Below are 25137 nucleotides of genomic sequence, written 5' to 3'. Positions count from 1 at the left end.
GGGTAGTGTCCGCGCCGATGCAAACGCTGGCAAAAATCGTCAACTGGATCATACGGCTCACCGGCTATGCCGTGGGCGCCACATTGATTCTCGCCGTCGCAGCGCTTGCGATCTTCGGCTTCACCTCTTTTGGCGCCCGTATCGTCACCGAAAAAATAGCCTCCACGCTTTCCAATCGCGACATGACGATCGAGGTGCGCGAACCGGAAGGTCTGTTGACCGGCGGGCTTCGCGCCGCCGAGATCTCCATCTCCGACACGAGGGGCGTTTTTGCTGAGATCCACGGCGTGGCCATTGACTGGAATCCGCTGGCGCTGCTGACGGGAACCTTCCACGCCAAGCGCTTCGAGATCGAAGCGATTGACGTGCTGCGCAAGCCGGTGCGCACCCTGCCCTCCCGGCCCGATGCCGAAAATTCCGGCGGCTTCTCTCTGCCGATCAAGATCGATGTCGACCAGGTTGCGCTGCCCAATATCAAACTTGCCGAAGCCTTTGCCGGGCGCGCCTTTGCCCTCGCCGCCGAAGGCAGCCTCTCGGCAGCTGGCGACGGCGGCGAAGCGATCGTCAAAGTCAGCCGCCACGCGGTCCCGGATGCGCGGCTTACCGCCGATATCGCCTATGCGCCGGCCGAAAACCGGCTGCTGCTGAAGGCACAGCTGGCCGAGCCGAAGGGCGGGCTGCTCGCAGGCTTCCTCGGTCTGCCGGATAGTCCTGCCGTCAACATTGACCTCGACGGCCAGGGACCGATATCCGACTGGACAGGCAAATTGCAGGCGGCGCTCGACGGACAACAGCGGGCCGCAATCGAAGGCCGGCATGCGATCACCGCCGACGGGCTGCACCATCTCGACCTCAAGGGCGGGGGTGACCTGAGCTCACTTCTGCCGGCAGCATTCCGGCCGCTTTTCGCCGGCCAGACCAACATCGATCTTGCCGCCACCTTCAACGATCATGGCAAGATCGATATTCAGACGGGCAATGTCGCTACCGGCAGCGTCGTCATTGCCGCATCCGGCACGCTTGATCCGGCAGGCAACAATAGCCTCAACGCCAACCTGCTCGGCCCTTCCGGGCCTGTCGATTTCCGCTGGCCGCTCGCCGAAGGCGAAGCGCGCTTCCTGATATCCGGTCTCAACCTGGCGCTGACCGGCGACTCGCAAGCCGCCCGGCTGAGCGTCAGCGGCTCGCTCGACAGCGCGACCCTCCCGCAGGCCGATATCGGCAACGTCAAGCTGACGGCAAAGAGCGACGCCTTCAATCTTGCCGCCCGCTCTGGCAGCGTCCAGCTGCGCCTCGTCGCCGGAGACGCGACTTTTGCCGAGCCGAACCTCAACCGTGCGGTCAAAGGCCCTGTTACCATCGCCGCGCCGCTGCAGATCGCGGCCGGCAGCATTGGTTTCAATGGCACCACCGTCGAAAGCGCCAATATCAACGGCAGCCTCAACGGCTCCTACCGGCTGACAGACCGCGCGCTGACCGGCAATGTCAAGGTGATCATCGCGCCGGCGGCTCTGCCGGCTGCGGCGACAAGCAGGTTCGACGGTCCTATTTCTCTCGAAAGCCAGGTGGCGGGCACCGTCCCGTCGAAATTCGCGCTGTCCAACCTCGTCGTCAATTCCGGAACGCTCGAAGCTGCTGGCAACGTCGCGCTCGACGGCTCGACTTTGAACGCCGATCTCTCGGGCCGGCTGCCCGATATCGGCAAGCTGATGCCGGGTGCAAGCGGCGGAGCAGGCTACGCAGTGCGAATCGGCGGCGAACTGCCGGCAATTGCGGTGACGGCCAATCTCAAGGCCACCAGCCTTCAAATGGCCGACCGCACGCTCGCCAATCTTAATGTCGACCTGTCGGGTGTCGCCGATCCGAAGTCGCCACAAGGCAAGATTGCCGCCACCGGCACGATCGACGGCCAGCCGATCGACGTCAACGGCGATATCCGCTCGGAGAACGGCAGGATGAGCATTCCGGCACTGACCGCCGACATCGGCGGCAACCGGCTGACCGGCAATCTCGAATTTTCACCCTCACTGACGCCCTCGGGCGCATTGACTTTCGATTTTCCCAATATTGGCCTGTTGGCTGCGCTCGGCGGACAGAAAGCCGAAGGCGATCTCAAGGGATCGCTCGACATCGCCGGCGATGATGGCAAGGTCGCCGTGAAGCTGCAGGCGAGGGGCGCTTCGCTTCGCCGCGATACACTCGCCGTCGTCAAACCCGAGATCGACGTCACGGTCAGCGATCTCGGCGCCCTTGCGGCAAACGGCACGGTCCGGGCTGAGGAGGTGAATGCCGGCGCAAACAGTCTTGCCGGCCTTTCGCTGGCTTTCACCAAGCAGCAGAATCAAACCGACTTCGATCTCAATGCCGCCTATGATGGCAATCCGGTGCTGGCGACCGGCAATATCCAGACGGCGGACGGCACGATCGACGTAAACCTCGATCGTTTCTCGGCAAGTCCGCGCAACATCCCGCTCGAGCTTGACGCAGCGACGCAGGTCAAAATCGCCGGTGGCGCCGCCAGTCTGAACGGACTGACGCTGAAAACGGGCACCGGCTCGGTGAGCGTCACCGGTTCGGCCGGGCAGACGCTGAAGCTCGATGCCGTCATCAAGGAGCTGCCGGCAGCACTCGCCAACGGTTTCGTGCCCAACCTTTCGGCTGGCGGCACGATCTCCGGAACGATCGCCGTGACGGGAACGCCGGCCGCACCCATCGCCGACTTCAAGCTTGACTGGAAAGATGCGACGACGGGCCAGACCAAGGGGGCCGGCTTGGCGCCGCTCGGCATCACCGCCGGCGGCAAATTTGCCGACAGGAAGCTCGATTTCGACACGAGGATCGGCAGCGCCGACGGCCTCTCGCTCAAGGCGGCCGGCAATCTCGGCCTCGCCGATCCGGCGGCGCCGGTGCTCGATATCGACGCCGATATCCTCAACCTGCCCGCCGGTGTCGCCAATGGTTTTGTTCCCGATCTCGCCGCCGAAGGCACGATTACCGGAAGGGTGAACGCCGCCGGCTCCCTCAAGGCTCCGACCGCAAATTTCGATCTCGCGTGGAAGAGCGCTGCGACGAGCCACACCAAACGCGCCGGTCTTACGGCTCTTGATGTGACCGCGTCCGGCAAATTCGCCGACAACACGCTCGATTTCAATGCCGCGGTCAGCGGCGCCGACAGCTTATCGCTGAAGGCAAACGGCAACGTCGAGGTCACCGGGACGACAATCGGTAGCGCCAAGATCGACGCGGCACTGGCCAATATCCCTGCAGCTGTTGCAAACGGTTTCGTCCCCGATCTCGCAGCGGCTGGCCTTGTCTCCGGAACGGTCTCGGCGAGCGGATCCCTTGCCGCCCCGACCGCCGATTTCGATCTCCATTGGCAAAATGCCGTCACCAGCCACACCAAACGCGCCGGCCTCGCCGGTTTCGGCGTGACGGCATCCGGCAAATTCGCCGACAACAAGCTCGATTTCGACGCTGCGGCCAGCGGCGCCGACGGCCTCTCGCTCAAGGCAAACGGCGATGTCGCCATTACCGGTAAGACGGTCGGCGCCGCCAAGGCGGATGCGATCTTGGCAAATATCCCGGCAAGTATTGCAAACAGCTTCGTCGCCGATCTCGCTGCCGAAGGCTCCGTCTCGGGAAAGATCTCGGCGGCAGGCTCGCCTTCCGCGCCGACCGCCAATTTTGATCTCAGTTGGAAAGACGCTGCAACGAGCCACACCAGGCGTGCCGGGCTTGCCGCTCTCGGCATTACCACATCGGGAAAATTTGCCGAGAACAATCTTGATTTCAACGCAGCAGCCCTTGGCGATCAGGGCCTCTCGCTGAAGGCGGTGGGCAATGTCGCCCTCGCCGGCACGGCGATCGACAGCGTGAAGCTCGATGCCGAGATCGCCAAGGTCCCGGCGGCTCTCGCCAATGCCTTCGTTCCCGGACTGGCGGCTGGCGGCACGATATCCGGCACCATGTCTGCGGCCGGTACACCCGCCGCACCGAAGGCCGATTTCAAGCTCGACTGGACGGATGCCGCAACCAGCCACACCAGGACCGCCCAACTTTCCGGTCTTGCGCTTGCCGCCTCGGGCCACCTTGCCGACAATAAGCTTGATTTCAACGCCAATCTTGGCGGCAAGGACGGCCTCTCGCTGAAAGCTGCGGGCAATGTCGCGATATCGGGCACCTCGGTCCGCAACCTTGACGTCAAGGCCGATCTCGCCAATCTGCCAGCCAGCCTTGCCAACGGCTTCGTTCCCGGCCTTGCGGCGGAGGGCACGGTGTCGGGAACCGCATCTGCCTCCGGCGCGCTTCCCAAGCCCGCTGTCGACTTCAAGCTCGACTGGAAGAACGCCGCAACCGCCCAGACCAGGAGCAGCGGTCTTTCCGGTCTCAGCGCCGCGGCATCCGGCAAATTCGCCAATGACAGGGTCGATTTCGATGCCAACCTCGCCGGCAAGGACGGCGTGCTGGCCAAGGCGACTGGCGGCGTCACGATTGCCGGAACGGCCATCCGCGACCTTTCGGTCAATGCCGATATTCCCGCCCTGCCGGCAAATATTGCCAATGCCTTTGTTCCCGGTCTCGGGGCTGAAGGCACGCTTTCGGCAAGCGCCGTCACATCGGGAACGCCGGCTGATCCGATCGTCGATTTCAAGCTTGACTGGAAGGATGCCGCGACCAGCCACACCAAGGCTGCCGGCCTCTCCCGTCTTGCGCTGGCGGCCACAGGAAAATACGCCGGCGACAGGCTCGATTTTGATGCTGACCTCCGCGGCAGCGGCGGCATTAACCTGAAAGCCGCCGGCAATCTTTCCATTGCAGGCACATCGATCCGATCGATCGACGTCACGGCAAACGCTGCCAATGTTCCGGCTGCCATCGCCAACGGCTTTGTTCCTGGTATCGGCGCCGACGGCACGTTCTCGGCGAGCGCCAAGGCGACCGGCACGCTGTCCTCGCCCGCTGTCGATTTCAAGGTCGATTGGAAGAACGCCGCGACGAGCCAGACCAAGGGCGCCGGTCTTTCGCCGCTCAGCATCGGGGCCTCCGGAAAGCTGGCCGGCAGCAAGCTGACCGTCGAAACCAGTCTTGCTGGCGATGCCGGCATGTCGCTCAAGGGTGGCGGCAGTGTCGTTATATCAGGCAATCGGGCTCTCGACCTGCGCTTCAACGGCAATGTTCCTTTCGCGGTGCTCGGCACTCCGCTTGCGCAGCAGGGCCTTGTCGCCGACGGGGTCGCCACCGTCAATCTTGCGATCGGCGGGACGGCCGCAGCACCTGTCATCAACGGCACGGTCTCGACCAATGGCGCCAAGCTCGTCGACGTCAGACGCAATCTTGCCGTCAACAATCTCGCAGCCACCGTGACCTTCAATGGCACCCAGGCCGTGATATCGCGCCTCAGCGGCAATCTCGGCGGCGGCGGCACGATTTCGGCGAGCGGCACCATCGGTATCCAGCCGGCCGGCGGCTTTCCCGCCGACATTTCGATCAAGCTCGACAAGGCGGTTTATGTCGACGGAACCCTCGTCGTCTCGACCGTCAACGGGACAGTGGGCCTGCGCGGACCGATCATGAACGCCACGCTGAGCGGCAAACTGCGGCTGGACAAGACCTCGATCACCGTCCCGGAAAAATTGCCGACCTCCCTCAGCGAAATCGACATACGGCACAAGAACGCACCGCGGGCGGTGCTTGCGCAGCTGCGGGATGGCGGCGGACGGAAAACCGGCGAGAAATCTTCCGTCATCACCCTCGATCTCGAAATCGACGCGCCCTCGCAAATCTTCGTGCGCGGCCGTGGCATCGATGCCGAGCTCGGCGGCCGCGTGACGATCCGCGGAACGGCCGCGGCACCCATCGTCACCGGCGGTTTCACCATGCGCCGTGGCCGGCTGACCATTCTCAATCGCCGTCTGAACTTCTCCGACAAGAGCAGGATCACCTTTGCCGGTGATCTGACACCGGCACTCGACATGGAAGCCACCTCCACCTCCGGCACGACGACCCTGACGGTTGATGTGGCCGGCCTCGCCACCGATCCTTCGATCACCTTTTCCTCCTCGCCGCAGCTGCCGCAGGACGAGGTGCTGGCGCAGCTGATTTTCGGCCAGTCGATGTCGAAGCTGTCGCCGGTGCAGATCGCCCAACTCGCCGATGCCGTCAGCCAGCTGGCCGGCAACCGCTCCACCTCGCTTTTCGAAGGCTTGCGCAACCAGCTCGGCGTCGACGATTTCGACGTCAGCACCGACGAGAAGGGCCAGACGAGCGTCAGCGTCGGCCGCTATCTCAACGACCGCACCTATTTCGAACTGCAGCAGGGCGGGGCGGCCGGCGCCAAGGCGATCATCAATCTCGATGTCGGCCGCGGCGTTAAACTGCGCGGCGCCGCCGGCGGCAACGGGGCGGGCGAAGCCGGCATCGTTTATGAGCGTGAGTATTGAGGCGGCTTACCTTTGTTTTGCGCAATCCCGGACGGAAAACCGCTTCGCACTTTTCCTGGGATTGCTCTAAAAACCCGTCTTGCTCGTCTTCAAGAGAATATTAGTCTCGGTCGAGTTGATACCGTTGATCAGCCGGATGCGGCGTAGCGTCTCGTCAAAGGAAACAAGGTCGCGATCCTCGAGTTCGGCGACGAAATCCCATTTGCCGTTGGTGCTGTGAAGGGCGCGAACCTGCGGCAGACCCCGCAACTGATCGGCCACCCTGTCGGCCAGTTTGCCGAGCACCTCGATCATGACGATGGCGCGCACGCCGGCCGATCGCGTCTCGTGGCTGGTGCGGATGGTGAAGCCGACAATGGTGCCGCTGGCGACCAGCCGGTCGATGCGGGCGGCGACCGTCGCCCGGGATGCACCTGTTATCGCTGCAAGCGAGGAGACGGAAATGCGGGCATTGTGGCGTAGTGCGCTCAAGAGTTCGGTATCGAGATCGTCCACACTGATCACTCTGTCAAAATAGCTCTATCAATCTGCGCAATCATAATCCATTTCTGGCACTTTTCCATCTTTTTGCCGGCAAACCATTATCCCACTATCGGCTGAAACAGGCCTCAAACACGGAGCCCTCGAATGAATGTCCAATCGCGATCAGTCACCCTCATCGGCGCACCGCTGGAGGAAGGTTCCGGCCGAAGAGGCGCTGCCATGGGTCCCGCGGCGCTGCGCATTGCCGGTGTCGACCAGACGCTGATCGATCTCGGCCACGATGTCGCGGATAATGGCGATCTCAGGATCGTGCCGGCGATGGACCTGCCGAACCATTCCAAGGCCCATAATCTGAGAATCGTCGGCGCCTTCACCCGCGCACTCGAAAGCAGCGTCTATGATGTCGCCGCCTCCGGCCGCTTTCCGCTCATTCTCGGCGGCGACCACAGCCTTTCCATGGGCACCGTATCCGGCATGGCCCGTTATGCCGCTAGCAAAGGCCGCCCGCTCTTCGTGCTCTGGCTCGATGCCCATGCCGATTTCAATTCTCCCACCACCTCCCCCTCCGGCAACATGCACGGCATGCCCGTCGCCTTCTTCTGCGGCGAGGCGGAGTTCGCCGAAATCCTGCCGAAGGATCGTCCCTTCGTCGACCCGAAGCATGTCTTCCAAGTCGGCATCCGCTCGGTCGATGCGCGCGAGCGCGAAGAAATCCACGAACACGGTGTCAACGTCTTCGATATGCGTGCCATCGACGAACAGGGCATCGGCGCCATCATGCGGGACATTCTCGACATCGTCGCCAAGGCGAACGGCCTGCTGCATGTCAGCCTCGATCTCGATTTCCTCGATCCCGACATTGCCCCCGGCGTCGGCACGACGGTGCCTGGCGGCGCGACCTTCCGCGAAGCCCATCTTGTCATGGAGATGCTCTCGGACAGCGGTCTCGTCTCGTCGCTGGATCTGGTCGAGCTCAATCCGTTTCTCGACGATCGCGGCAAGAGCGCCCGCATATTGGTGGAACTGACGGCCAGCCTCTTCGGCCGCCGCATCTTCGACCGTCCGACACGCGCCGCATAGACCAGAGGGGAAGGACCATGAACGCTTCGGAAAAATTGATTGCGACGGAACAGCGGCTCGGCGCCAATAATTACAAGCCGCTCGACGTGGTGCTGACGCGCGGCGAAGGCGTTCATGTCTGGGATACCGACGGCAATCGTTATCTCGATTGCCTTTCGGCCTATTCCGCCGTCAACCAGGGCCATTGTCACCCAAAAATCCTTGCCGCCATGGTCGAGCAGGCGGGCCGGCTGACCCTCACCTCCCGCGCCTTCCGCAACGACCAGCTCGCCTATCTCTATGAAGAGCTGGCGGCGCTCACCGGCTCGCACAAGATTCTGCCGATGAATTCCGGCGCTGAAGCCGTGGAGACCGCCATCAAGGCGGTGCGCAAATGGGGATACGAGGTCAAGGGCGTGCCGGAAGGCCAGGCGGAGATCATCGTCTGCGCCGATAATTTCCATGGCCGGACGCTGAGCATCATCAGTTTCTCCACCGATCCCGACGCCCGCACCGGCTTCGGCCCCTACACGCCGGGCTTCCGCACCATTCCCTTCGGCGATGCCGAGGCCTTCGAGGCCGCCATCAACGGCAATACGGTCGCCGCGCTGATCGAGCCGATCCAGGGGGAAGCCGGCGTCATCATCCCGCCGGCCGGATATTTTACCCGCATCCGCGAGCTTTGCACTGATAACAACGTCACCCTCATCCTCGACGAGATCCAGACCGGTCTCGGCCGCACCGGCAAACTGCTGGCGGAAGAGCATGAAGGCATCGAGGCCGATGTGACACTGATCGGCAAGGCGCTGTCCGGCGGCTTCTACCCCGTGTCGGCCGTGCTTTCGAATACCGAGGTGCTGGGCGTGCTGAAACCCGGCCAGCACGGCTCGACCTTCGGCGGCAACCCGCTCGCCTGCGCGGTGGCGCGCACCGCGCTGAAGGTGTTGACGGAAGAAGGCATGATCGAAAACGCCGCAGCGATGGGCGGCTATTTTCTCGAAGGTCTGAAGTCGATGCGCTCGAACATCGTTCGCGATGTGCGCGGCCGCGGTCTGATGATGGCCGTCGAGCTGGAACCAGAAGCGGGCGGTGCGCGGCAATATTGCCATGCGCTGAAGGAACGCGGCCTTCTCGCCAAGGATACCCACGACCATACGATTCGCCTCGCCCCGCCTTTGGTCATCACCAGAGAACAGGTGGATTGGGCGGTTTCGCAGATCGAAAAGACCATAGGCTGACGTAAATCGAGATTGAAAACCTGGCTAATCCGGTTTCCGATTTAGATTTGGGCAACACTCTTTCGCTAATGTCGTCGTAACCGTAACGATGCTTCGCCGAATGCAAAGCCATCGCGTGGTGTGAAGGCAAAGCTCGTCAGCGCCAATGGGGGCGCACCCGCTTCTGCTTTGGCTTACGACAGTTGGGAAGAATTCTAATGGCCACGATCAATTCCACTAGCTTCAGCGGCGATACGCTCGAGATCATTGCCTTCCGCCTGCATGATCAGGAATTCTGCGTCAAGACCACGACCATCCGCGAAATCCGCGGCTGGGCGCCGTCGACGCCGATCCCGCACGCGCCGGCCGATGTCATCGGCGTCATGAACCTGCGCGGCTCGGTGATTCCGATCATCGACCTTGCTTACAAGCTCGGCATGAAGAGCACCGTCGCCAACGAACGCAGCGCCATCGTCGTCGCCGAAGTTCACAGCATGGTGATCGGCATGCTCGTCGACCGCGTCTCGGATATTCTGACCATTTCGTCCAGCCAGGTCCAGCCGGTGCCTGAGGTGACCGCCTCGTTCGACCGCGCCTATTGCGAAGGCATCATCGCTTCGGAGAATGGCATGATCTGCTTCCTGAACCTTGCCAAGATGTTCAAGGAAAACGAGACGGACGAACTGGCGGCCTGATCGCATCTAGACAACACAATACTGAAAACCGCCCCGCTCCGGGGCGGTTTTTCTTAGGCCCGAAAGCAAACCGCACTGATATTATATTATTAGCAGTAGCTTTAATACACAATATTAACCACGCTCCCTCAGCATGGAGGTGAAGCATACGGATGATAGTCTCCGGCACGGAGGGATATAACCGGCTACCCGGTTCTTCCCAGGACCGGTATACCTCGCCCGCCCCCTCGCTTCTCCGGCCGAAACAGCAGATGCTGTGCATCTCAAAGGGACAGATATGTTTGGTCTAAGCTCCGATTCGAAATACATTCTTGACGCCATCTCCAAATCGCAGGCGATCATTGAATTCGATCTCAGCGGAAATATCCTGACGGCAAATGAGAATTTCTGCAGCGCGCTGGGTTATCGCCTGAACGAGATCGTCAGCAAACATCACAGCATGTTCTGCGAGCCGGCCTATGCTGCGACCGCGGAATATCGCGCCTTCTGGGCGCGGCTCGGACGCGGCGAATATGATGCCGGCGCTTACAAGCGTCTTGCCAAGGGCAACCGGCAAATATGGATCCAGGCTTCCTATAATCCTGTTTCAAAGGGTGGAAAGCCATTCCGCGAAAAAGCAGGCGGTCGAGGATTCCGGCAAGCTTGAGGCGATCTCGCGCTCACAGGCGGTGATCGAGTTCACCCCGAAGGGTGAGATCCTCACCGCGAACGAGAATTTCTGCCGGGCCATGGGATATTCCCTGGCCGAAATCACCGGCAAACATCACAGCATGTTCTGCGACCCGGCCTATATCAGAACCGAGGACTACGGCAGCTTCTGGCGGCGCCTCGCCAACGGGGAATTCATCGCCAACGAATTCGTCCGTTTTGGCAAGGGCGGCCGCGAAATCTGGATCCAGGCAGCCTATAACCCGATCGTCGATGCCGACGGCAAGGTCTACAAGGTCGTGAAGTTCGCGACCGACGTCACAGAGCGCATGAGCGCGATTTCGCTGCTCGGCAGCGCGCTGCGTCAGCTTTCCGAAGGTGATCTGACGAGGACGGTGGACACGCCCTTCGTCCCCTCGATGGAGCAGTTGCGCCACGATTTCAACACCGCGGTCACAGGCCTTGCCGAGACGATGAAGACGATCGGCGAGAATGGCAGCACGATCGCCGCAGGCTCACGCGAGATTGGCGAATCGGCGGATTCCTTCTCCAAGCGGACGGAACAGCAGGCGGCATCGATCGAGGAGACCGCAGCCGCGCTGGAGCAAATCACCACGACAGTCAACGATTCCAGCCGTCGCGCCGAGGAAGCCGGCCGCCTCGTCGCCATGACCAAGCAGGGCGCCGAGCAGTCGGGCGTCGTGGTCCGCAACGCCGTCGCCGCCATGGACCAGATCGAGCAGTCCTCGCGCGAAATCACCAACATCATCGGCGTCATCGACGATATCGCCTTTCAGACCAATCTTCTGGCATTGAACGCCGGCGTCGAGGCGGCCCGCGCCGGTGAAGCCGGCAAAGGTTTCGCCGTGGTGGCCGAGGAGGTTCGCGAACTTGCCCAACGCTCCGCCAACGCCGCCAAGGAGATCAAGGCGCTGATCAATACGTCGAGCGACCTCGTCAAGAACGGCGTCGGCCTCGTCGGCCAGACCGGCAAGGCGCTGGAGGAAATCGTCACACAGGTCGGCGATATCGACGGCAATGTCGTCGCCATCGTCGAAGCCTCAAGGGAACAGGCAACCGGCCTCAAGGAAATCAACCAGGCGGTCAACACACTTGATCAGGCAACCCAGCAAAATGCCGCCATGGTCGAGGAGAGCACCGCCGCCAGCCACAGCCTTGCGAGGGAAGCCGAAACGCTGCGGATCCTGCTGACAAGATTCCGCCTGCCCGGTCAGCCCCGGATCCAGGCCCAATCGCCCGCCGGTGGCGGGCTAGAATCAAAACAGACAGGTTCGCCGGCGCTGCATCTCGTTTCCCGTGTTGCCAAGGCGCACGGCGCGGCGACTGCGACTGCGCAGAGCTGGGAAGAGTTCTGACCTCGGTTCCATACCGCGCCACTGTTCTGCATAGAGCGGGGATAAAACGTGCCGCATGAGCCCTGCGGCGCGCCTTCATATCTCAGCCGAACAGCGCGAAAGTTGCCTTCAGCGTGACCCAGACACCCCAGAGCAGCGGAATGCCGACGACAGACCAGGCGAGCATCGCCTTGGCATCCAGCCCGCCGGTGCCGATGCCGAAGGAACCGGTCGGCCCGGCATTGACGGCGGCCGACTTCGCCTGCAGCGCCGCGACCTCGTCATCCCTCATGAACCACTTGTCCGGGAGCGGCCTGACAAACGCATTGGCGATGAGGCCGAGCACCAACATGCCGGCGAGGATATACATGGTGCCAGTATAAAGCGCCGGGCCGGGTGCAACGCCGGCGGCAATCTGCGCTTCACGGATATAGTTGACGACGACCGGACCGACGATGCCGGCCGTTGCCCAGGCCGTGAGCAGCCGGCCGTGGATGGCGCCGACGAATTGCGTGCCGAAAATATCGGCGAGATAGGCCGGGATGGTCGCAAAGCCGCCGCCATACATTGACAGGATAATACCGAAGGCGAGAACGAACAGCGCCTTGTTGCCCATGCCTGCGAAGCTGGGCGCCAGTGCATAGAGTACGATGCCGAGAACGAAGAAGCAGTAATAAGTGTTCTTGCGACCGATCTTGTCCGACAGCGACGCCCAGAAGAACCGTCCGCCGATATTGAAGAGCGACAACAGGCCGGCGAAACCGGCGGCGGTTGTGGCGATCGCCGCCTTCTGACCGGCGTCGAGCTGGGCGAAACCGACATCCGGCAGGCCGATCAGCGAGCCGGCAAAGACTTCTTGCAGCATCGGCGAAGCCATGCCGATAACACCGATGCCGGCCGAAACGTTGAGGCAAAGCACCGCCCAGATCAGCCAGAACTGCTTGGTCTTGTGGGCGTCACGCAGATGCACGTGTTTGGTGGTGATCATCGTGCTCTTGGCCGCCGGCGGCGTCCAGCCTTCCGGCTGCCAGCCGGCCGGCGGGATGCGATAGCCGAAGGCGCCGCCCATCATGAAGACGAAGTAGATGACCGCCATGACAATGAAGGTCTGCCAGACGCCGACCGATGTATCGGTCTTGAAGGCATTCATCAGCAGATTGGCAAGTGGAGCGCCGATCATCGCGCCGCCCCCGAAGCCCATGATCGCCATGCCGGTCGCCATGCCGCGCCGGTCGGGAAACCATTTGATCAGCGTCGAGACCGGCGAGATGTAACCGAGCCCAAGACCGATGCCGCCGATGACGCCGGCGCCGAGCCACATGATCCAGAGCTGATGGGTGATGACGCCAAGGGCAGCCAGCAAGATGCCGCCGCACCAGCAGCAGGCGGAAACGACACCCGCCTTGCGCGGACCGGCCCGCTCGAGCCAGCCGCCCCAGATGGCGGCCGACGAGCCGAGCAGGACGAAAAACAGCGTATAGATCCAGCCGAGGTCGGCAACCCGCCAGTCGCAGGTCGTGGTGAACAGCGCCGAGGCGAGCGTAAGATCGGGGCAGGCGGTCGACGCCGCAATCCCCAGCGACTTCGACAGCGGCAGCCAGAACACGCTGAAACCATAGGCCATGCCGATGCAGAGATGGATGGCGAGTGCGGCCGGCGGCACCAGCCACCTGTTGAAACCGGGCCTTGCCACGATCCTTTCGCGATCGAGCAGGGCTGAGCCTGCCACCGCTCCGTCTGTACGTGATTCCGCTGCCGTCATGAACAACTCCTCCTTGTTTCAGACCTTGCTGTGATTGAAGCGCCGCCCGTCTTCGGGAGCGCAAAGGACGCTATAACACTTTGAATTACCGACTGTTTTTATTTAAATCGATTTAAATTTTGAGGCTGTCAAATGACAAAGGCGGCATGCTGCTGCCTTTGTCGGCATGAGTCAGTTGGATTACCGGACCTGGTGTGTTTCCGCTTCCGGTTTGCGGATCATCGGAGCGGCCTGCAGCACGAGGGCATCCAGGCCGTTTTCCTCCTTTTCCAGAATTTCGAACAATTGCCGCCGCATGCGCGGCTCCCAGAATTTGTTGATATGATTGGCGACCCCGTCCGCGGCCTCGCTTGCCGGCTGGCTCTTGAAGAAGGTGGCGATCTGGTTTGCCATATAGACGAGTTTGGTCTTGGTATCATGCGACATCGGCGATGTTTCCGGGCGAGATGCGGTGCGGGTGGGTGAAAATCTCGAAGTCATCGCCGCGCACCAGGGCGACGAGCGTCATGCCGGCCTCGTCGGCCGTGCGAATGGCGAGCGCCGTCGGCGCTGAAATGGCGATAAGCACCGGGCTGCCGAGGATTGCCGCCTTCTGCACCATCTCGACTGAAAGCCGGCTGGTGACGACGACGACGCCGTCATCGCCGCTTTCGCCGCAGCCGATGACGGCGCCGCAAAGCTTGTCCAGCGCATTGTGCCGGCCGACATCTTCGCGCACGGCAAGCAATCCCTTGCCGGGACGATAGAAGGCGGCGCCATGCACCGCCCGCGTCTCGCGATGCAGCGGCTGCGCCTCGTTCAGAAGCGAAACGGCGCGAACGATATCGGCATGCGAGAGCGCCAGTGGTGATGCCGAGACATCCGGCACCGGCCGCACTGCCTGTTCGATCGATTCGATGCCACAGAGCCCGCAGCCGACCGGCCCCGCCATGCTGCGGCGCCGCGCCCGGAGCCCATCGGCGACGTCGTCGACAAGGCTGACCTGCACGTCGATCCCCTGCTCACCCGCAACGACCTCGATACCCGATATCTCCGCCCGCTCAGCAATGATCCCTTCGCTCAGGCTGAAGCCGACGGCAAAGTCTTCGAGATCGGCGGGCGTCGCCATCATCACCGCATGCGAGCTGCCACCATAGGAAAAGGCGATCGGCACTTCCTCCGGCACGATACGAGAGCCGCTGTGCATGATGCCGTTACGGCGGGTGATTTCGGGGGCATGCGCGGTGGTGGGGAAATCTACCATGCGGCAACAGGATGAAAAACACCCGCCTCCGCTTCACCGTCGATCCCAGCCCACCCCCTCATCATCACTCCGCGGCCTCGAGCTTGCCGGCGATGCGGCGGGATTGCCGCGCCTGCTCGTCATATTCCATCTGCCAGTCGCTCGGACCGTTGGAAGGCGAAACCTGCACCGCCGTCACCTTATATTCCGGGCAGTTCGTCGCCCAGTCGGAGAAATCGGTGGTGATGACGTTCGCCTGCGTATTGGGATGATGGAAGGTCGTATAGACGACGCCCGGCGCCACACGATCGGTAATCAACGCCCGGAGCGTCGTGTCGCCGGAGCGGCTCATGAGCTTCACCCAGTCGCCGTCGCGAACGCCGCGCTGTTCGGCATCGTGCGGATGGATTTCCAGCCGGTCTTCCGCATGCCAGACGACATTCTCGGTCCGCCGCGTCTGCGCCCCGACATTGTACTGGCTGAGGATGCGGCCGGTGGTGAGCAGCAGCGGGAAACGCGGACCGGTGCGTTCGTCGGTCGCCACATATTCGGTGCGGATGAATTTGCCCTTGCCGCGCACGAAGCCGTTGACATGCATGATCGGCGAGCCGAGCGGGTTCTTCTCGTTGCAGGGCCACTGCACCGAGCCCATCTTGTCGAGATAGTCGTAGGACACCAACGCGAAACTCGGCGTCGTCGCCGCGATCTCGTCCATGATCTCCGACGGATGGCTGTAGTTCCAGTCGAGCCCCATCGTCTGGGCAAGCTTCTGCGTCACCTCCCAATCGCCATAACCGTTGCGCGGCGTCATCACCTTGCGCACGCGATTGATGCGGCGCTCGGCATTGGTGAAGGTGCCGTCTTTCTCGAGGAAGGTCGAGCCCGGCAGAAAGACATGGGCGTAATTGGCAGTCTCGTTGAGGAACAGGTCCTGCACGACGACGCATTCCATCGCCGCAAGGCCGGCCGCGACATGTTTGGTGTCGGGATCTGACTGGAGAATGTCCTCACCCTGGACGTAGAGGCCCTTGAAGGAACCGTCGACCGCCGCATCCAGCATGTTCGGGATTCGCAGGCCCGGCTCGTTGTTGAGCTTCACACCCCAGAGCTTTTCGAAGATATCGCGGGTCGCATCGTCGGAAATATGCCGGTAGCCCGGCAGCTCGTGCGGGAAGGAGCCCATGTCGCAGGAGCCTTGCACGTTGTTCTGGCCGCGCAGCGGATTCACGCCGACGCCGGGACGGCCGATATTGCCGGTCGCCATCGCCAGATTGGCGATCGCGATGACCGTGGTCGAACCCTGGCTGTGTTCGGTGACCCCGAGACCGTAATAGATCGCGCCGTTGCCGCCCTTGGCATAGAGCCTTGCCGCGCCGCGCAGATCCGCCGCCGGCACGCCGGTGAAGATCTCGGTCTGTTCGGGGCTGTGCTGGGGTTCGGCGACGAAAGCGGCCCAGTCCTCGAACTCCGACCAATCGCAACGCTCGCGGATGAACTTCTCGTCATAGAGTCCTTCGGTGACGATCACATGCGCCAACGCCGTCATGACCGCGACATTGGTGCCCGGCTTCAGCGGCAGGTGATAGGAAGCCTCGACATGCGGCGACCGGACGATATCGGTGCGGCGCGGATCGATGACAATGAGCTTGGCGCCCTGGCGCAGCCGCTTCTTCAGCCGCGAAGCGAACACCGGATGGCCGTCGGTCGGATTGGCGCCGATGATGACGACGACATCGGACTGTTCGACGCTGTCGAAATCCTGCGTGCCGGCCGAGGTGCCGAATGTCTGGCCGAGGCCGTAGCCGGTCGGCGAGTGGCAGACGCGGGCGCAGGTATCGACATTGTTGTTGCCGAAACCGGCGCGGACCAGCTTCTGCACCAGATAAGTTTCCTCGTTGGTGCAGCGCGACGAGGTGATGCCGCCGATCGCCTCGCGGCCATACTGATACTGGATGCGGCGGAACTCCGACGCCACATGCGCGAAGGCCTCGTCCCAGCTCACCTCCCGCCAGGGATCGCTGACCTTTTCGCGAATCATCGGGTTGAGGATGCGATCCTTATGGTTGGAATAGCCGTAAGCGAAGCGACCCTTGACGCAGGAATGGCCGCGATTGGCCTGGCCATCCTTCCAGGGAACCATGCGCACCAGCTCCTCGCCGCGCATTTCCGCCTTGAAGGAACAGCCGACGCCACAATAGGCGCAGGTGGTGATGGCCGAATGCTCGGGCTGACCGATCGCAATCACCGACTTCTCGGTCAGCGTCGCCGTCGGGCAGGCCTGGACGCAGGCACCGCAGGAGACGCATTCGGAATCGATGAAGGCTTCATGCGCACCCGATGACACCTTGGAGCCGAAACCGCGCCCCTCGATCGTCAGCGCGAAGGTGCCTTGCACCTCCTCGCAGGCGCGCACGCAGCGCGAACAGACGATGCACTTGGAGGGGTCAAAGGTGAAATAGGGATTGGACTCGTCCTTCGGCGTCCATTTCAGATTGATCTCGCCATTGTTACGTGCCCTGACATGGTTGTCGCCGTCATAGCCGTAGCGCACGTCGCGCAGGCCGACGGCGCCTGCCATGTCCTGCAATTCGCAATCGCCGTTGGCAGCACAGGTCAGACAGTCGAGCGGGTGGTCGGAAATGTAGAGTTCCATCACGCCGCGGCGGACATCCTTCAGCCGATCCGTCTGCGTGCGCACCACCATGTTGGCCGCCACCGGCGTCGTGCAGGAGGCCGGCAGGCCGGCCCGGCCCTCGATCTCGACGAGACAGAGCCGGCAGGAGCCGAAGGCATCCATCATGTCGCTGGCGCAGAGCTTCGGCACCTCGATACCGGCCTCCATCGAGGCGCGCATGATCGACGTGCCCTCCGGCACGCTGATCTGCTGCCCGTCGATGGTCAGCGTCACCATTGTTTCCGATTTCGAAGCGGGAGTGCCGTAGTCGATTTCATGGATGAGAGACATGGTCGGCCTCCTGTATGGAAATGGAATTGAGCAAGTCGGGTGAGAAGCGGGCCAGCACGTGAGATGTCATCACTCGGCAGCCTCCACCATCGGCGCCGGCGAAAAATCCTCCGGGAAATGCGTCATCGCGCTCATGACGGGATAGGGCGTGAAACCGCCGAGCGCGCAGAGCGAGCCGAATTTCATCGTATTGCAGAGATCGGCCAGCAGCGCCCGGTTCTTCTCTGGCTCGATGCCATGGGCGATCTTGTCGGCCGTCTCGACGCCGCGCGTCGAGCCGATGCGACAGGGCGTGCATTTGCCGCAGCTCTCGACCGCGCAGAATTCCATGGCGAAACGGGCCTGCTTCAGCATATCCACGGTGTCGTCGAAGACGACGATGCCGGCATGGCCGATCAGCCCGTCCCGGGCGGCGAAGGATTCGTAATCGAACGGCGTGTCGAACAGCGCCCGCGGGAAATAGGCCCCGAGCGGCCCGCCGACCTGCACGGCCTTGACCGGTCGTCCCGTCGCCGTACCGCCGCCGATCCTGTCGACGATATCGCCGAGCGAAAGACCGAAGGCTGTTTCGTAAAGACCGCCATATCTGATATTGCCGGCGATCTGCAGCGGGATGGTGCCGCGTGACCGGCCCATGCCGAAATCGCGATAGAAGGCGGCGCCCTTCTCCATGATTACCGGCACGGAAGCGAGCGAGATCACGTTGTTGATGACGGTCGGACAGTCGAATAGCCCCTTATGCGCCGGCAGCGGCGGCTTGGCGCGCACGACGCCGCGCTTGCCTTCGAGGCTGTTCAAAAGCGCCGTCTCCTCGCCGCAGACATAGGCGCCGGCGCCGGTGCGCACCTCGATATCGAAAGCGCGGCCCGAGCCGAGCACCGACGGGCCGAGGATCCCGGCTTGCCGCGCGATGCCGACGGCCTCGGTCATCGCGGCGATCGCATGCGGATATTCCGAACGCGTATAGACGAAGCCCTTCGTGGCGCCGGTCGCAAGTCCCGAAATCGCCATGCCCTCGATCAGCACGAAGGGATCACCCTCCATGATCATCCGGTCTGCAAAGGTGCCGCTGTCGCCTTCATCGGCATTGCAGACGATATATTTGCGTTCGCCGGCCGCATCGAGGACGGTCTTCCACTTGATGCCTGTGGGGAAACCCGCGCCGCCGCGTCCACGCAGGCCGGAATCGGTGACCTCCTTGACGATTTCGGCGGGCGCCATCGAAACGGCGCGGCGAAGGCCGGCAAGGCCGCCATGCGCCTCGTAATCCGAAAGCGAGAGCGGATCGATCACGCCGCAGCGGGCGAAGGTCAGGCGGGTCTGTTGCTTCAGGAACGGGAGGTCTTCAACCTCCCCGAGACAGAGCGGGTGATCGCCGCCATTGACGATCCCGGCGTCGAAGAGACCGGGCACATCCCTTTCTTTCACCGGTCCGTAGCCGATGCGCTTGCCGGCAAGCTCGACCTCGATCAGCGGCTCCAGCCAGAACATTCCGCGCGAGCCGTTGCGCACGATCTCGGCATCGAGGCCGCGGGCGACGATCTCCTGGGTAATCGCCTTTGCCACCTTTTCGGCCCCGAGCGCCAGCGCAGCGGCATCGCGCGGAACATAAATCTTGACTGTCATCGGCGCGCCTCCGCGACGAGTTCCGTCGCCAGCTGATCGTCGACCCGGGCATACACCTCGCCGTCGAGCATCGCCGACGGGCCGCAGGCGCAGAGCCCGAGGCAGTAGACCGCCTCCAGCGTCACACTGCCATCGAGCGTCGTCTGGTGAAAATCGATGCCGAGCAGCGCCTTGACGCGCTCAGCCAGCGCGTCGCCGCCCATCGACTGACAGGCCTCGGCGCGACAGAGCTTCAGCACATGTCGCCCGGCCGGGTGGTCGCGATAATCGTGATAAAAGGTCATTACCCCATGCACCTCGGCGCGCGAGAGGTTCAGTTCCTCCGCGATCACGGGCAGGGCTTGCTGCGGCACATACCCGAATTCCTGCTGAACTTGATGCAGAATGGGAAGCAGCGGCCCTTCAAGGAAGCGAAGGTCGGCGACAATGGTACGCGTGCGCGCTGCAATATCGCCTTCGGCGATATGAATGGTCATAGGGCAGCCCTCCCAGCCGCTGGTTGCGGAATGGCGCCCTCCCCAGCCGAGGCCATTCGTCGCCCAGCATCTCAAGGAAGCCGGCGGCGATCAATAAAGCTATCTCGTGGATCGATAGATTTTTCCTATCAGAGCTCTTCATCCTGCACGAGCACTCGCGCTTCATGCAGCAAGGCCGACACGAGCGGCGTGAACGGCTCGCGATAGGGCGCGACGAGGCCGACCAGATGGTGGGCCTCCGGCTCAACAATCGGAATCATTCGGATTTCAATTGGGAATCCAAATGATTTCGCGACGTTGCGCGGCATGATGCTGGCCCAACGTCCGGTTCTGACATGCGAGAACAGCACGATCATCGAGTTGGATTCGAGTGTCGGATGCACTGTGGCCCCCGCTTCCGTCAGGTGCCGGTTGATGATGCGTCGGTTCTGCATGTCGGCGGTCAATAGACAAAGCCGAAGATCGCCGACCTCCTTCCAGGTCACGTTGTCGCGATCGGACAGCGGGCTGCCCGCAGCCGTGATCAGGTGATAACGCTCGGCATAGAGGGGAACACTGGTGACACGTCCGAGCGGCTCATTTTCAAGATAGGTGATACCGGCATCGATCTCGAGATTTTCGAGCATGCTCAGCACCTGCAGCGAATTGCGCGAGACGATCGAGAAGGTGACGCCCGGATGTCGTTCCTGAAAGGGCGTGGTGATGCGCGAAAGCATGGCGAGGGCCGTCGGGATGGCGGCGAGACGAATGTGGCCGGAAAGACCGCGCCGCGCCGCGCGCATTTCCTCGCGCATGGTGCGGGCATCGCCGACGATGCGCCGCGCCCATTCGAGCACGCGCTGCCCCTCCGGCGTCAGCCCCTGATATCGCGACCCGCGCTGCACCAGCATGACGCCGAGCTGATCCTCCAGCTGGCGGATGGCGGCCGAGAGCGTCGGCTGCGAGATCCCGCATTCCTCCGCGGCGCGGCCGAAATGCTTTTCATTGGCAAGGGCGATGAAGAATTCCAGCTTGTCGATCATCCGGTCTCCCGATCCGGCGTGAGGTCATCCGGATCCAGCCCATCCTCGTGCGCAGCCGCCGCGCTACGCGACATGCTTAACCGTTTTCGGCAGCCGGAAAAAGATCGAACAATGATTCGAGGAAGGCGAGCACACTGAGATCGCCGATGCTGTAATAAACCAGCCTGCCTTCGCGGCGCGTATTGACCAGACCTACAAGCCTCAGGCGCGCGAGCTGCTGCGAGACCATTGCCTGTTGAATGCCGAGAATAGTCTCGATTTCACCGACCGTCCGCTCCTCATTCGCTAATATGCAGAGAATCAGAAGTCGGGTCTGGTGCGCCAGCGCTTTCAGCAGATCGCTCGCCTCGTGGGCTTTTCCAGCGAGTTTGTGCAAGTCCTGGCCGGACATCCCCGGCTCGGGTTTGGGCAACGGCATTCGGTATCTCGGAAGGAAGCACTGAGGTAGATCAGTACAATAGCATATTCACACAAGCGAATTATTCCAAAGTAACGAAATGCCAAAAAAAGTCCAAGCAAATCAGCAGATAAGCTGACCGCCATTGATCTCGATCACCTGACCGGTGATGTAGCCCGAAAGCAAAGGGGCGGCCAGAAAGAGATAGGCGGGAGCACAATCCTCCGCCGTGCCGAGCCGCTGTAAAGGTATGGTCTTCTTCGTCTGCTCCAGCTTTTCGCGGGAGGAATAGCGCTCATGGAAATCCGTCTCGATCGTTCCCGGCGAGACGCAATTGACCCGGATGCCATCCGGCGCCAGCTCACGGGCAAGCGCCTTGGAATAGGTGGAAACGAAGGCTTTCGAGGCCGAATAGACCGAAGAACCGGGACTGCCGCCGGTCAGCGCTGAAATCGAAACGGTGTTGACGATGGCCGCGCCTTCGGCCGCCTTCAATGCCGGCAACAGCGCCCGGGTCAACGCCACCACCGACGTCTGGTTCAGCCGCACGATCGCTTCATAATCTGCGTCCGTCAGCGTCGCAGCCGGAAAACGGCCGAGCATGGTGCCGGCATTGTTGACGAGCACATGCACCTTGTCGAAGAAGGCGAGAGCGTCCTCCGCAAATTGCGCGGCGCCGCCGGCGGCGGTGAAATCGGCGTGCAGCAACAGCGCCCGTCTTTCCGATTCGGCCGTCAGCAGGAAATCCGGCAGATCCCGTCCAGGTTTGCGGCCGGTATGGACGATCACCTTCGCGCCGCAATCCAGGAACTGGCGGGCCACCTCGAGGCCGATACCCCGGCCGGCGCCGGTGACGACGACATTGCGATTTTCGAATAGTCTCGGATGGAACACGAAGCCGTCCTCCTCGCGGACAATGCCGCCGGTTGCGCCCTTCGCCCTTAACATATGAGCGCGCCGGCCGAAAGAAAGGCATGCACCGATCTTTCCGCCGGAGACCTCGGGAAAGCTCAGCTTTCGTTCTCGTTCTCCAGTAGCCGCGCACCCGGCCCTTCTTCGCCAAGCCGATCGCAGGGATTGCGCAACGGACAGCTCTCGATCGACAGGCAGCCGCAGCCGATGCAGCCGGTCAGGCGGTCGCGCAGCAGGCTGAGCCGTCTGATTCGCTCGTCGAGTTCATTCTTCCAGCGCGCCGACAGCGTCTGCCAGTCGGCAACCGTCGGTGTGCGCCCCTGCGGCAGAGAGGCGAACGCCGTCTGGATTTCTAAGAGCGGAATGCCGACACGCTGCGCCACTTTGATGATGCCGAGCCGGCGAAGCACGTCACGTCCGTAGCGCCGCTGATTGCCGCGTGTACGGATGCTGGAGATCAGCCCCTTGGCCTCATAGAAATGCAGCGCCGAAACGGCAAGACCACTGCGTTCCGCCACTTCGCCAACCGTCAGAAGCCTGCCGAGCGGCGTTGCAGAAATCGTATCCATCACCCTCTTGACCTCAATATTAGTTGAGGTTTTATAAGGCCTACTCCACCGGTCGTAAAGCAGGAAGAAGCGACGCGCGATCACCAGGCGATAACAGGCCGAAATCATGGCGCCGGCATTTGCGGCCCTCGCACCGGCCGCGTCCTGCAATAGAGAGCCGCCCAAGACGAGCTCGGGTTCCGTTCCCGGCAGGTACGGAACCTCGGAAAACACCCGGACAGAACTCCGTCCGGGTGTTTTTTCGCGTCTGCGGTTCGGTTCCGACCGGACGAACGGGATCGTGATTTTGCGGTTGCGGTAAGAAAACCTGGATGATAGTTTTCGCCGAAATCACAGGGGAGCTCCGTGTCGCCGGGGCTGAGATGAGAAGCGCAAGCCTCCGGACCCTTCAAAGCTGATCTGGGTAATGCCAGCGGAGCGAGGTTCAGATGTTTCCGAGCGCACAAGTGTCACCCTGGCCGATGTCCGGCGGCTTCCCCGGCACCATTCTCGATGTCTTCGACAGGTTTGCGTATCTGCGCCGCCGCGCGACTAATCAAGCGCGCAAAGGAGGCTGCGGCGCTTTGAATTGCTGCATGACCTTGGATCGATTCCGATTTGAAGACTCATGCAGCCGGACGAAAGCCTGAAATCGACGTTGATGACATCGCCACCACCATCGGATTCGCGTGTTGCCGCGCTCGGTGCCGGCCTGTACCGGGCGATCCCGGCCCTGCTCGCCGGTTTTGTCTTTCTGGCCGCATGGGAACTTTATGTCGATCTTTCCGGCATCAAACCATCCATCCTGCCAGCACCTTCGCGTATCCTTACCCAAGGCTGGCTGAACCGCGAAGCGTTAATAGCAAACACCTGGCCGACGCTCGGCGCCACACTCGGCGGCTTCGCCCTGTCGCTCGCCTTCGCTTTCGTCTCGTCGATCCTGATGGATTTCATGCCCTCCATGCGCCGGGCGTTGCTGCCGATCTTCATTGGCAGCCAGACCCTGCCGCTGGTGGCGATCGCGCCGCTCGTCGTTCTCTGGTTCGGATTCGGCCTGTTGCCGAAGATATTGTTGGTAGCGCTCGTCACCTTCTTCCCGCTGCTCGTCGCCCTGCTGCAGGGTTATGAGGCGACCGACCGCGACATCGCTGAACTCTTGAACTCGATGAAGGCAAGCCGCTGGCGCATTTTCCGCCTGGCCCGGCTTCCCTCCTCGCTGCCCTATTTTTTCGCCGGCCTCAGGATCTCGATCACCTATGCCGTCGTTGGCGCGATCTTTGCCGAATATGCGGGAGCCGCGCGCGGCCTCGGCATCTATATCCTCAACGCCAAGAACAATTTCCGGCCGGATCTCGTCCTCGCCGCCGTCGTCGTCAGCGCCGTGCTGACACTCTGCCTCTTCGCAGTGACGCTGATGATCGAGCGTCTCGTCATGCCCTGGCAACCGTCCGGGGAGCGCCGCCGATGACCGATGAACTGGTCGAACTGCGTAAGATTTCGAAAACCTTCGACGGCATGCAGGTGCTCGGCGATATTTCGCTCGCGGTCGCAAGCGGCGAGTTCGTTTCGATCGTCGGCCCCTCCGGCTCCGGAAAATCGACGGTGCTTCGATTGCTGACCCAGGCGCTGCGACCCGATTCCGGCGCCCTGCTGTTCAAGGGCGCGCCCCTCGAACAGACGCCGCATTCCTTCGCCTTCATGCCGCAACGCGATGCGCTGATGCCCTGGCGCCGGATCATCGACAATGCCGCACTCGGCCTGGAGGTGCGCGGCATGAGCCGCCGCGCCGCCCGCGCCACGGTGGCGCCGCTGTTCGAGCACTTCGGCCTTGCCGGCTTCGAACACCATTATCCCGCCGAACTTTCCGGCGGCATGCGCCAGCGCGCCGCGCTGTTGCGCACCGTCGTCCAGAGCCAGGACGTGCTGCTCCTCGACGAGCCTTTCGGCGCGCTGGACGCGCTGACACGCATGCAGATCCAGGAATGGCTGCAGGGCATGTGGACGCAACATCGCTGGACGGCCTTGTTGATCACCCACGATGTTCGCGAGGCGGTATTCCTCTCCGACCGGATCTACGTGCTATCGGCCCGCCCGGCGCGTATCATCCGCCAATTCCGCGTTCCCCTGCCCCGCCCGAGAAGCATCGCCGATCTCGGCTCGCCGGCGGCCCAGGCGATCGAGACCGAAATCCTGCAAACCCTGCTTCATCCGCTAGAACAGGATGATTTTAGGCCGGTCGGCCCAAATTCCGAATCCCGTTCTGATTTAAAGAGTTAGAGCATGACGTTGTCCGAAGACCGCTCACCTTTT

17 protein-coding genes, 1 pseudogene and 1 riboswitch are annotated in these 25137 nt (G+C 62.3%); of the genes and pseudogenes, 7 read left to right on the top strand and 11 right to left on the bottom strand.

Annotated elements, in window-relative coordinates; translation table 11 throughout:
* Window positions 1–17: 17 nt before the first annotated feature.
* Window positions 18–6440 carry a translocation/assembly module TamB domain-containing protein gene (locus C4N04_RS23440; protein ID WP_106797145.1) on the top strand — a complete coding sequence of 2141 codons (6423 nt, stop codon included), beginning with the start codon at window positions 18–20 and terminating at the stop codon, window positions 6438–6440.
* Window positions 6441–6506: 66 nt separating this feature from the next.
* Here C4N04_RS23440 and C4N04_RS23435 read toward each other — a convergent pair whose 3' ends face one another.
* Window positions 6507–6944 (bottom strand): Lrp/AsnC family transcriptional regulator, encoded by a 438-nt coding sequence (locus C4N04_RS23435; RefSeq protein ID WP_179363777.1) that lies wholly within the window; start codon window positions 6942–6944, stop codon window positions 6507–6509.
* Window positions 6945–7067: 123 nt separating this feature from the next.
* Between C4N04_RS23435 and rocF the strand changes: the two genes are divergently transcribed.
* The 4 genes and pseudogenes from rocF (at window position 7068) to C4N04_RS23415 (ending at window position 11918) form a co-directional block, all read left to right on the top strand.
* Window positions 7068–8003, top strand: a complete 936-nt coding sequence (rocF, locus tag C4N04_RS23430) for an arginase (protein WP_106797144.1) — start codon at window positions 7068–7070, stop codon at window positions 8001–8003.
* Window positions 8004–8020: 17 nt separating this feature from the next.
* A complete protein-coding gene (rocD, locus tag C4N04_RS23425) occupies window positions 8021–9220 on the top strand; it encodes an ornithine--oxo-acid transaminase (RefSeq protein ID WP_077992090.1) in 1200 nt (399 codons plus the stop codon).
* Between the two features lie 197 nt (window positions 9221–9417).
* Window positions 9418–9894 (top strand): chemotaxis protein CheW, encoded by a 477-nt coding sequence (locus tag C4N04_RS23420; protein ID WP_007632607.1) that lies wholly within the window; start codon window positions 9418–9420, stop codon window positions 9892–9894.
* A gap of 277 nt (window positions 9895–10171) precedes the next feature.
* Window positions 10172–11918: pseudogene (locus C4N04_RS23415) on the top strand (PAS domain-containing methyl-accepting chemotaxis protein).
* 82 nt (window positions 11919–12000) lie between these two features.
* Here the strand turns inward: C4N04_RS23415 and C4N04_RS23410 are convergent.
* From C4N04_RS23410 to soxR, 10 genes are all read right to left on the bottom strand, one after another.
* Window positions 12001–13659: an OFA family MFS transporter gene (locus tag C4N04_RS23410; RefSeq protein WP_106797143.1), complete on the bottom strand. Its 1659-nt coding sequence runs from the start codon at window positions 13657–13659 to the stop codon at window positions 12001–12003.
* 180 nt (window positions 13660–13839) lie between these two features.
* Window positions 13840–14085: a formate dehydrogenase subunit delta gene (locus C4N04_RS23405; protein ID WP_009986553.1), complete on the bottom strand. Its 246-nt coding sequence runs from the start codon at window positions 14083–14085 to the stop codon at window positions 13840–13842.
* The gene (fdhD, locus tag C4N04_RS23400) at window positions 14075–14902 is read right to left on the bottom strand and encodes a formate dehydrogenase accessory sulfurtransferase FdhD (protein ID WP_106797142.1); all 828 of its coding nucleotides are present in this window, start codon (window positions 14900–14902) and stop codon (window positions 14075–14077) included. The genes C4N04_RS23405 and fdhD overlap by 11 nt, the downstream gene beginning before the upstream one ends.
* A 64-nt stretch (window positions 14903–14966) precedes the next feature.
* The gene (fdhF, locus tag C4N04_RS23395) at window positions 14967–17846 is read right to left on the bottom strand and encodes a formate dehydrogenase subunit alpha (protein WP_077992100.1); all 2880 of its coding nucleotides are present in this window, start codon (window positions 17844–17846) and stop codon (window positions 14967–14969) included.
* A 69-nt stretch (window positions 17847–17915) separates the two neighbouring features.
* Window positions 17916–19472, bottom strand: coding sequence for an NADH-quinone oxidoreductase subunit NuoF (locus tag C4N04_RS23390; protein WP_077992102.1), 1557 nt, complete (start codon window positions 19470–19472; stop codon window positions 17916–17918).
* Entirely contained in the window at window positions 19469–19948 is a 480-nt protein-coding gene (locus C4N04_RS23385) for a formate dehydrogenase subunit gamma (protein WP_039622586.1), read from the bottom strand. Before C4N04_RS23385 ends, C4N04_RS23390 begins: the two co-directional genes overlap by 4 nt.
* 128 nt (window positions 19949–20076) lie before the next feature.
* Window positions 20077–20970: a LysR family transcriptional regulator gene (locus tag C4N04_RS23380; RefSeq protein WP_038691703.1), complete on the bottom strand. Its 894-nt coding sequence runs from the start codon at window positions 20968–20970 to the stop codon at window positions 20077–20079.
* A gap of 76 nt (window positions 20971–21046) precedes the next feature.
* Complete coding sequence (locus tag C4N04_RS23375) at window positions 21047–21388, bottom strand: metalloregulator ArsR/SmtB family transcription factor (protein WP_038691705.1); 342 nt, start codon at window positions 21386–21388, stop codon at window positions 21047–21049.
* A gap of 102 nt (window positions 21389–21490) precedes the next feature.
* Complete coding sequence (locus C4N04_RS23370) at window positions 21491–22261, bottom strand: SDR family oxidoreductase (protein WP_106797159.1); 771 nt, start codon at window positions 22259–22261, stop codon at window positions 21491–21493.
* A gap of 116 nt (window positions 22262–22377) precedes the next feature.
* Window positions 22378–22848 (bottom strand): redox-sensitive transcriptional activator SoxR, encoded by a 471-nt coding sequence (gene soxR / locus C4N04_RS23365; protein WP_039622589.1) that lies wholly within the window; start codon window positions 22846–22848, stop codon window positions 22378–22380.
* A 324-nt stretch (window positions 22849–23172) separates the two neighbouring features.
* Window positions 23173–23286: riboswitch (TPP riboswitch) on the top strand.
* A 202-nt stretch (window positions 23287–23488) separates the two neighbouring features.
* Here soxR and C4N04_RS23360 point away from each other — a divergent pair.
* Both C4N04_RS23360 and C4N04_RS23355 read left to right on the top strand, forming a co-directional pair.
* Window positions 23489–24295, top strand: a complete 807-nt coding sequence (locus C4N04_RS23360) for an ABC transporter permease (protein ID WP_106797158.1) — start codon at window positions 23489–23491, stop codon at window positions 24293–24295.
* Entirely contained in the window at window positions 24292–25104 is an 813-nt protein-coding gene (locus tag C4N04_RS23355) for an ABC transporter ATP-binding protein (RefSeq protein WP_106797141.1), read from the top strand. The genes C4N04_RS23360 and C4N04_RS23355 overlap by 4 nt, the downstream gene beginning before the upstream one ends.
* Window positions 25105–25137 lie beyond the last annotated feature (33 nt).

The organism is Rhizobium sp. H4, assembly GCF_003013335.1.
GTDB lineage: Bacteria > Pseudomonadota > Alphaproteobacteria > Rhizobiales > Rhizobiaceae > Rhizobium > Rhizobium sophoriradicis.
The sequence above is the reverse complement of the archived record's forward strand: the minus strand, read 5'-3'. Positions and strand labels throughout refer to the sequence as shown.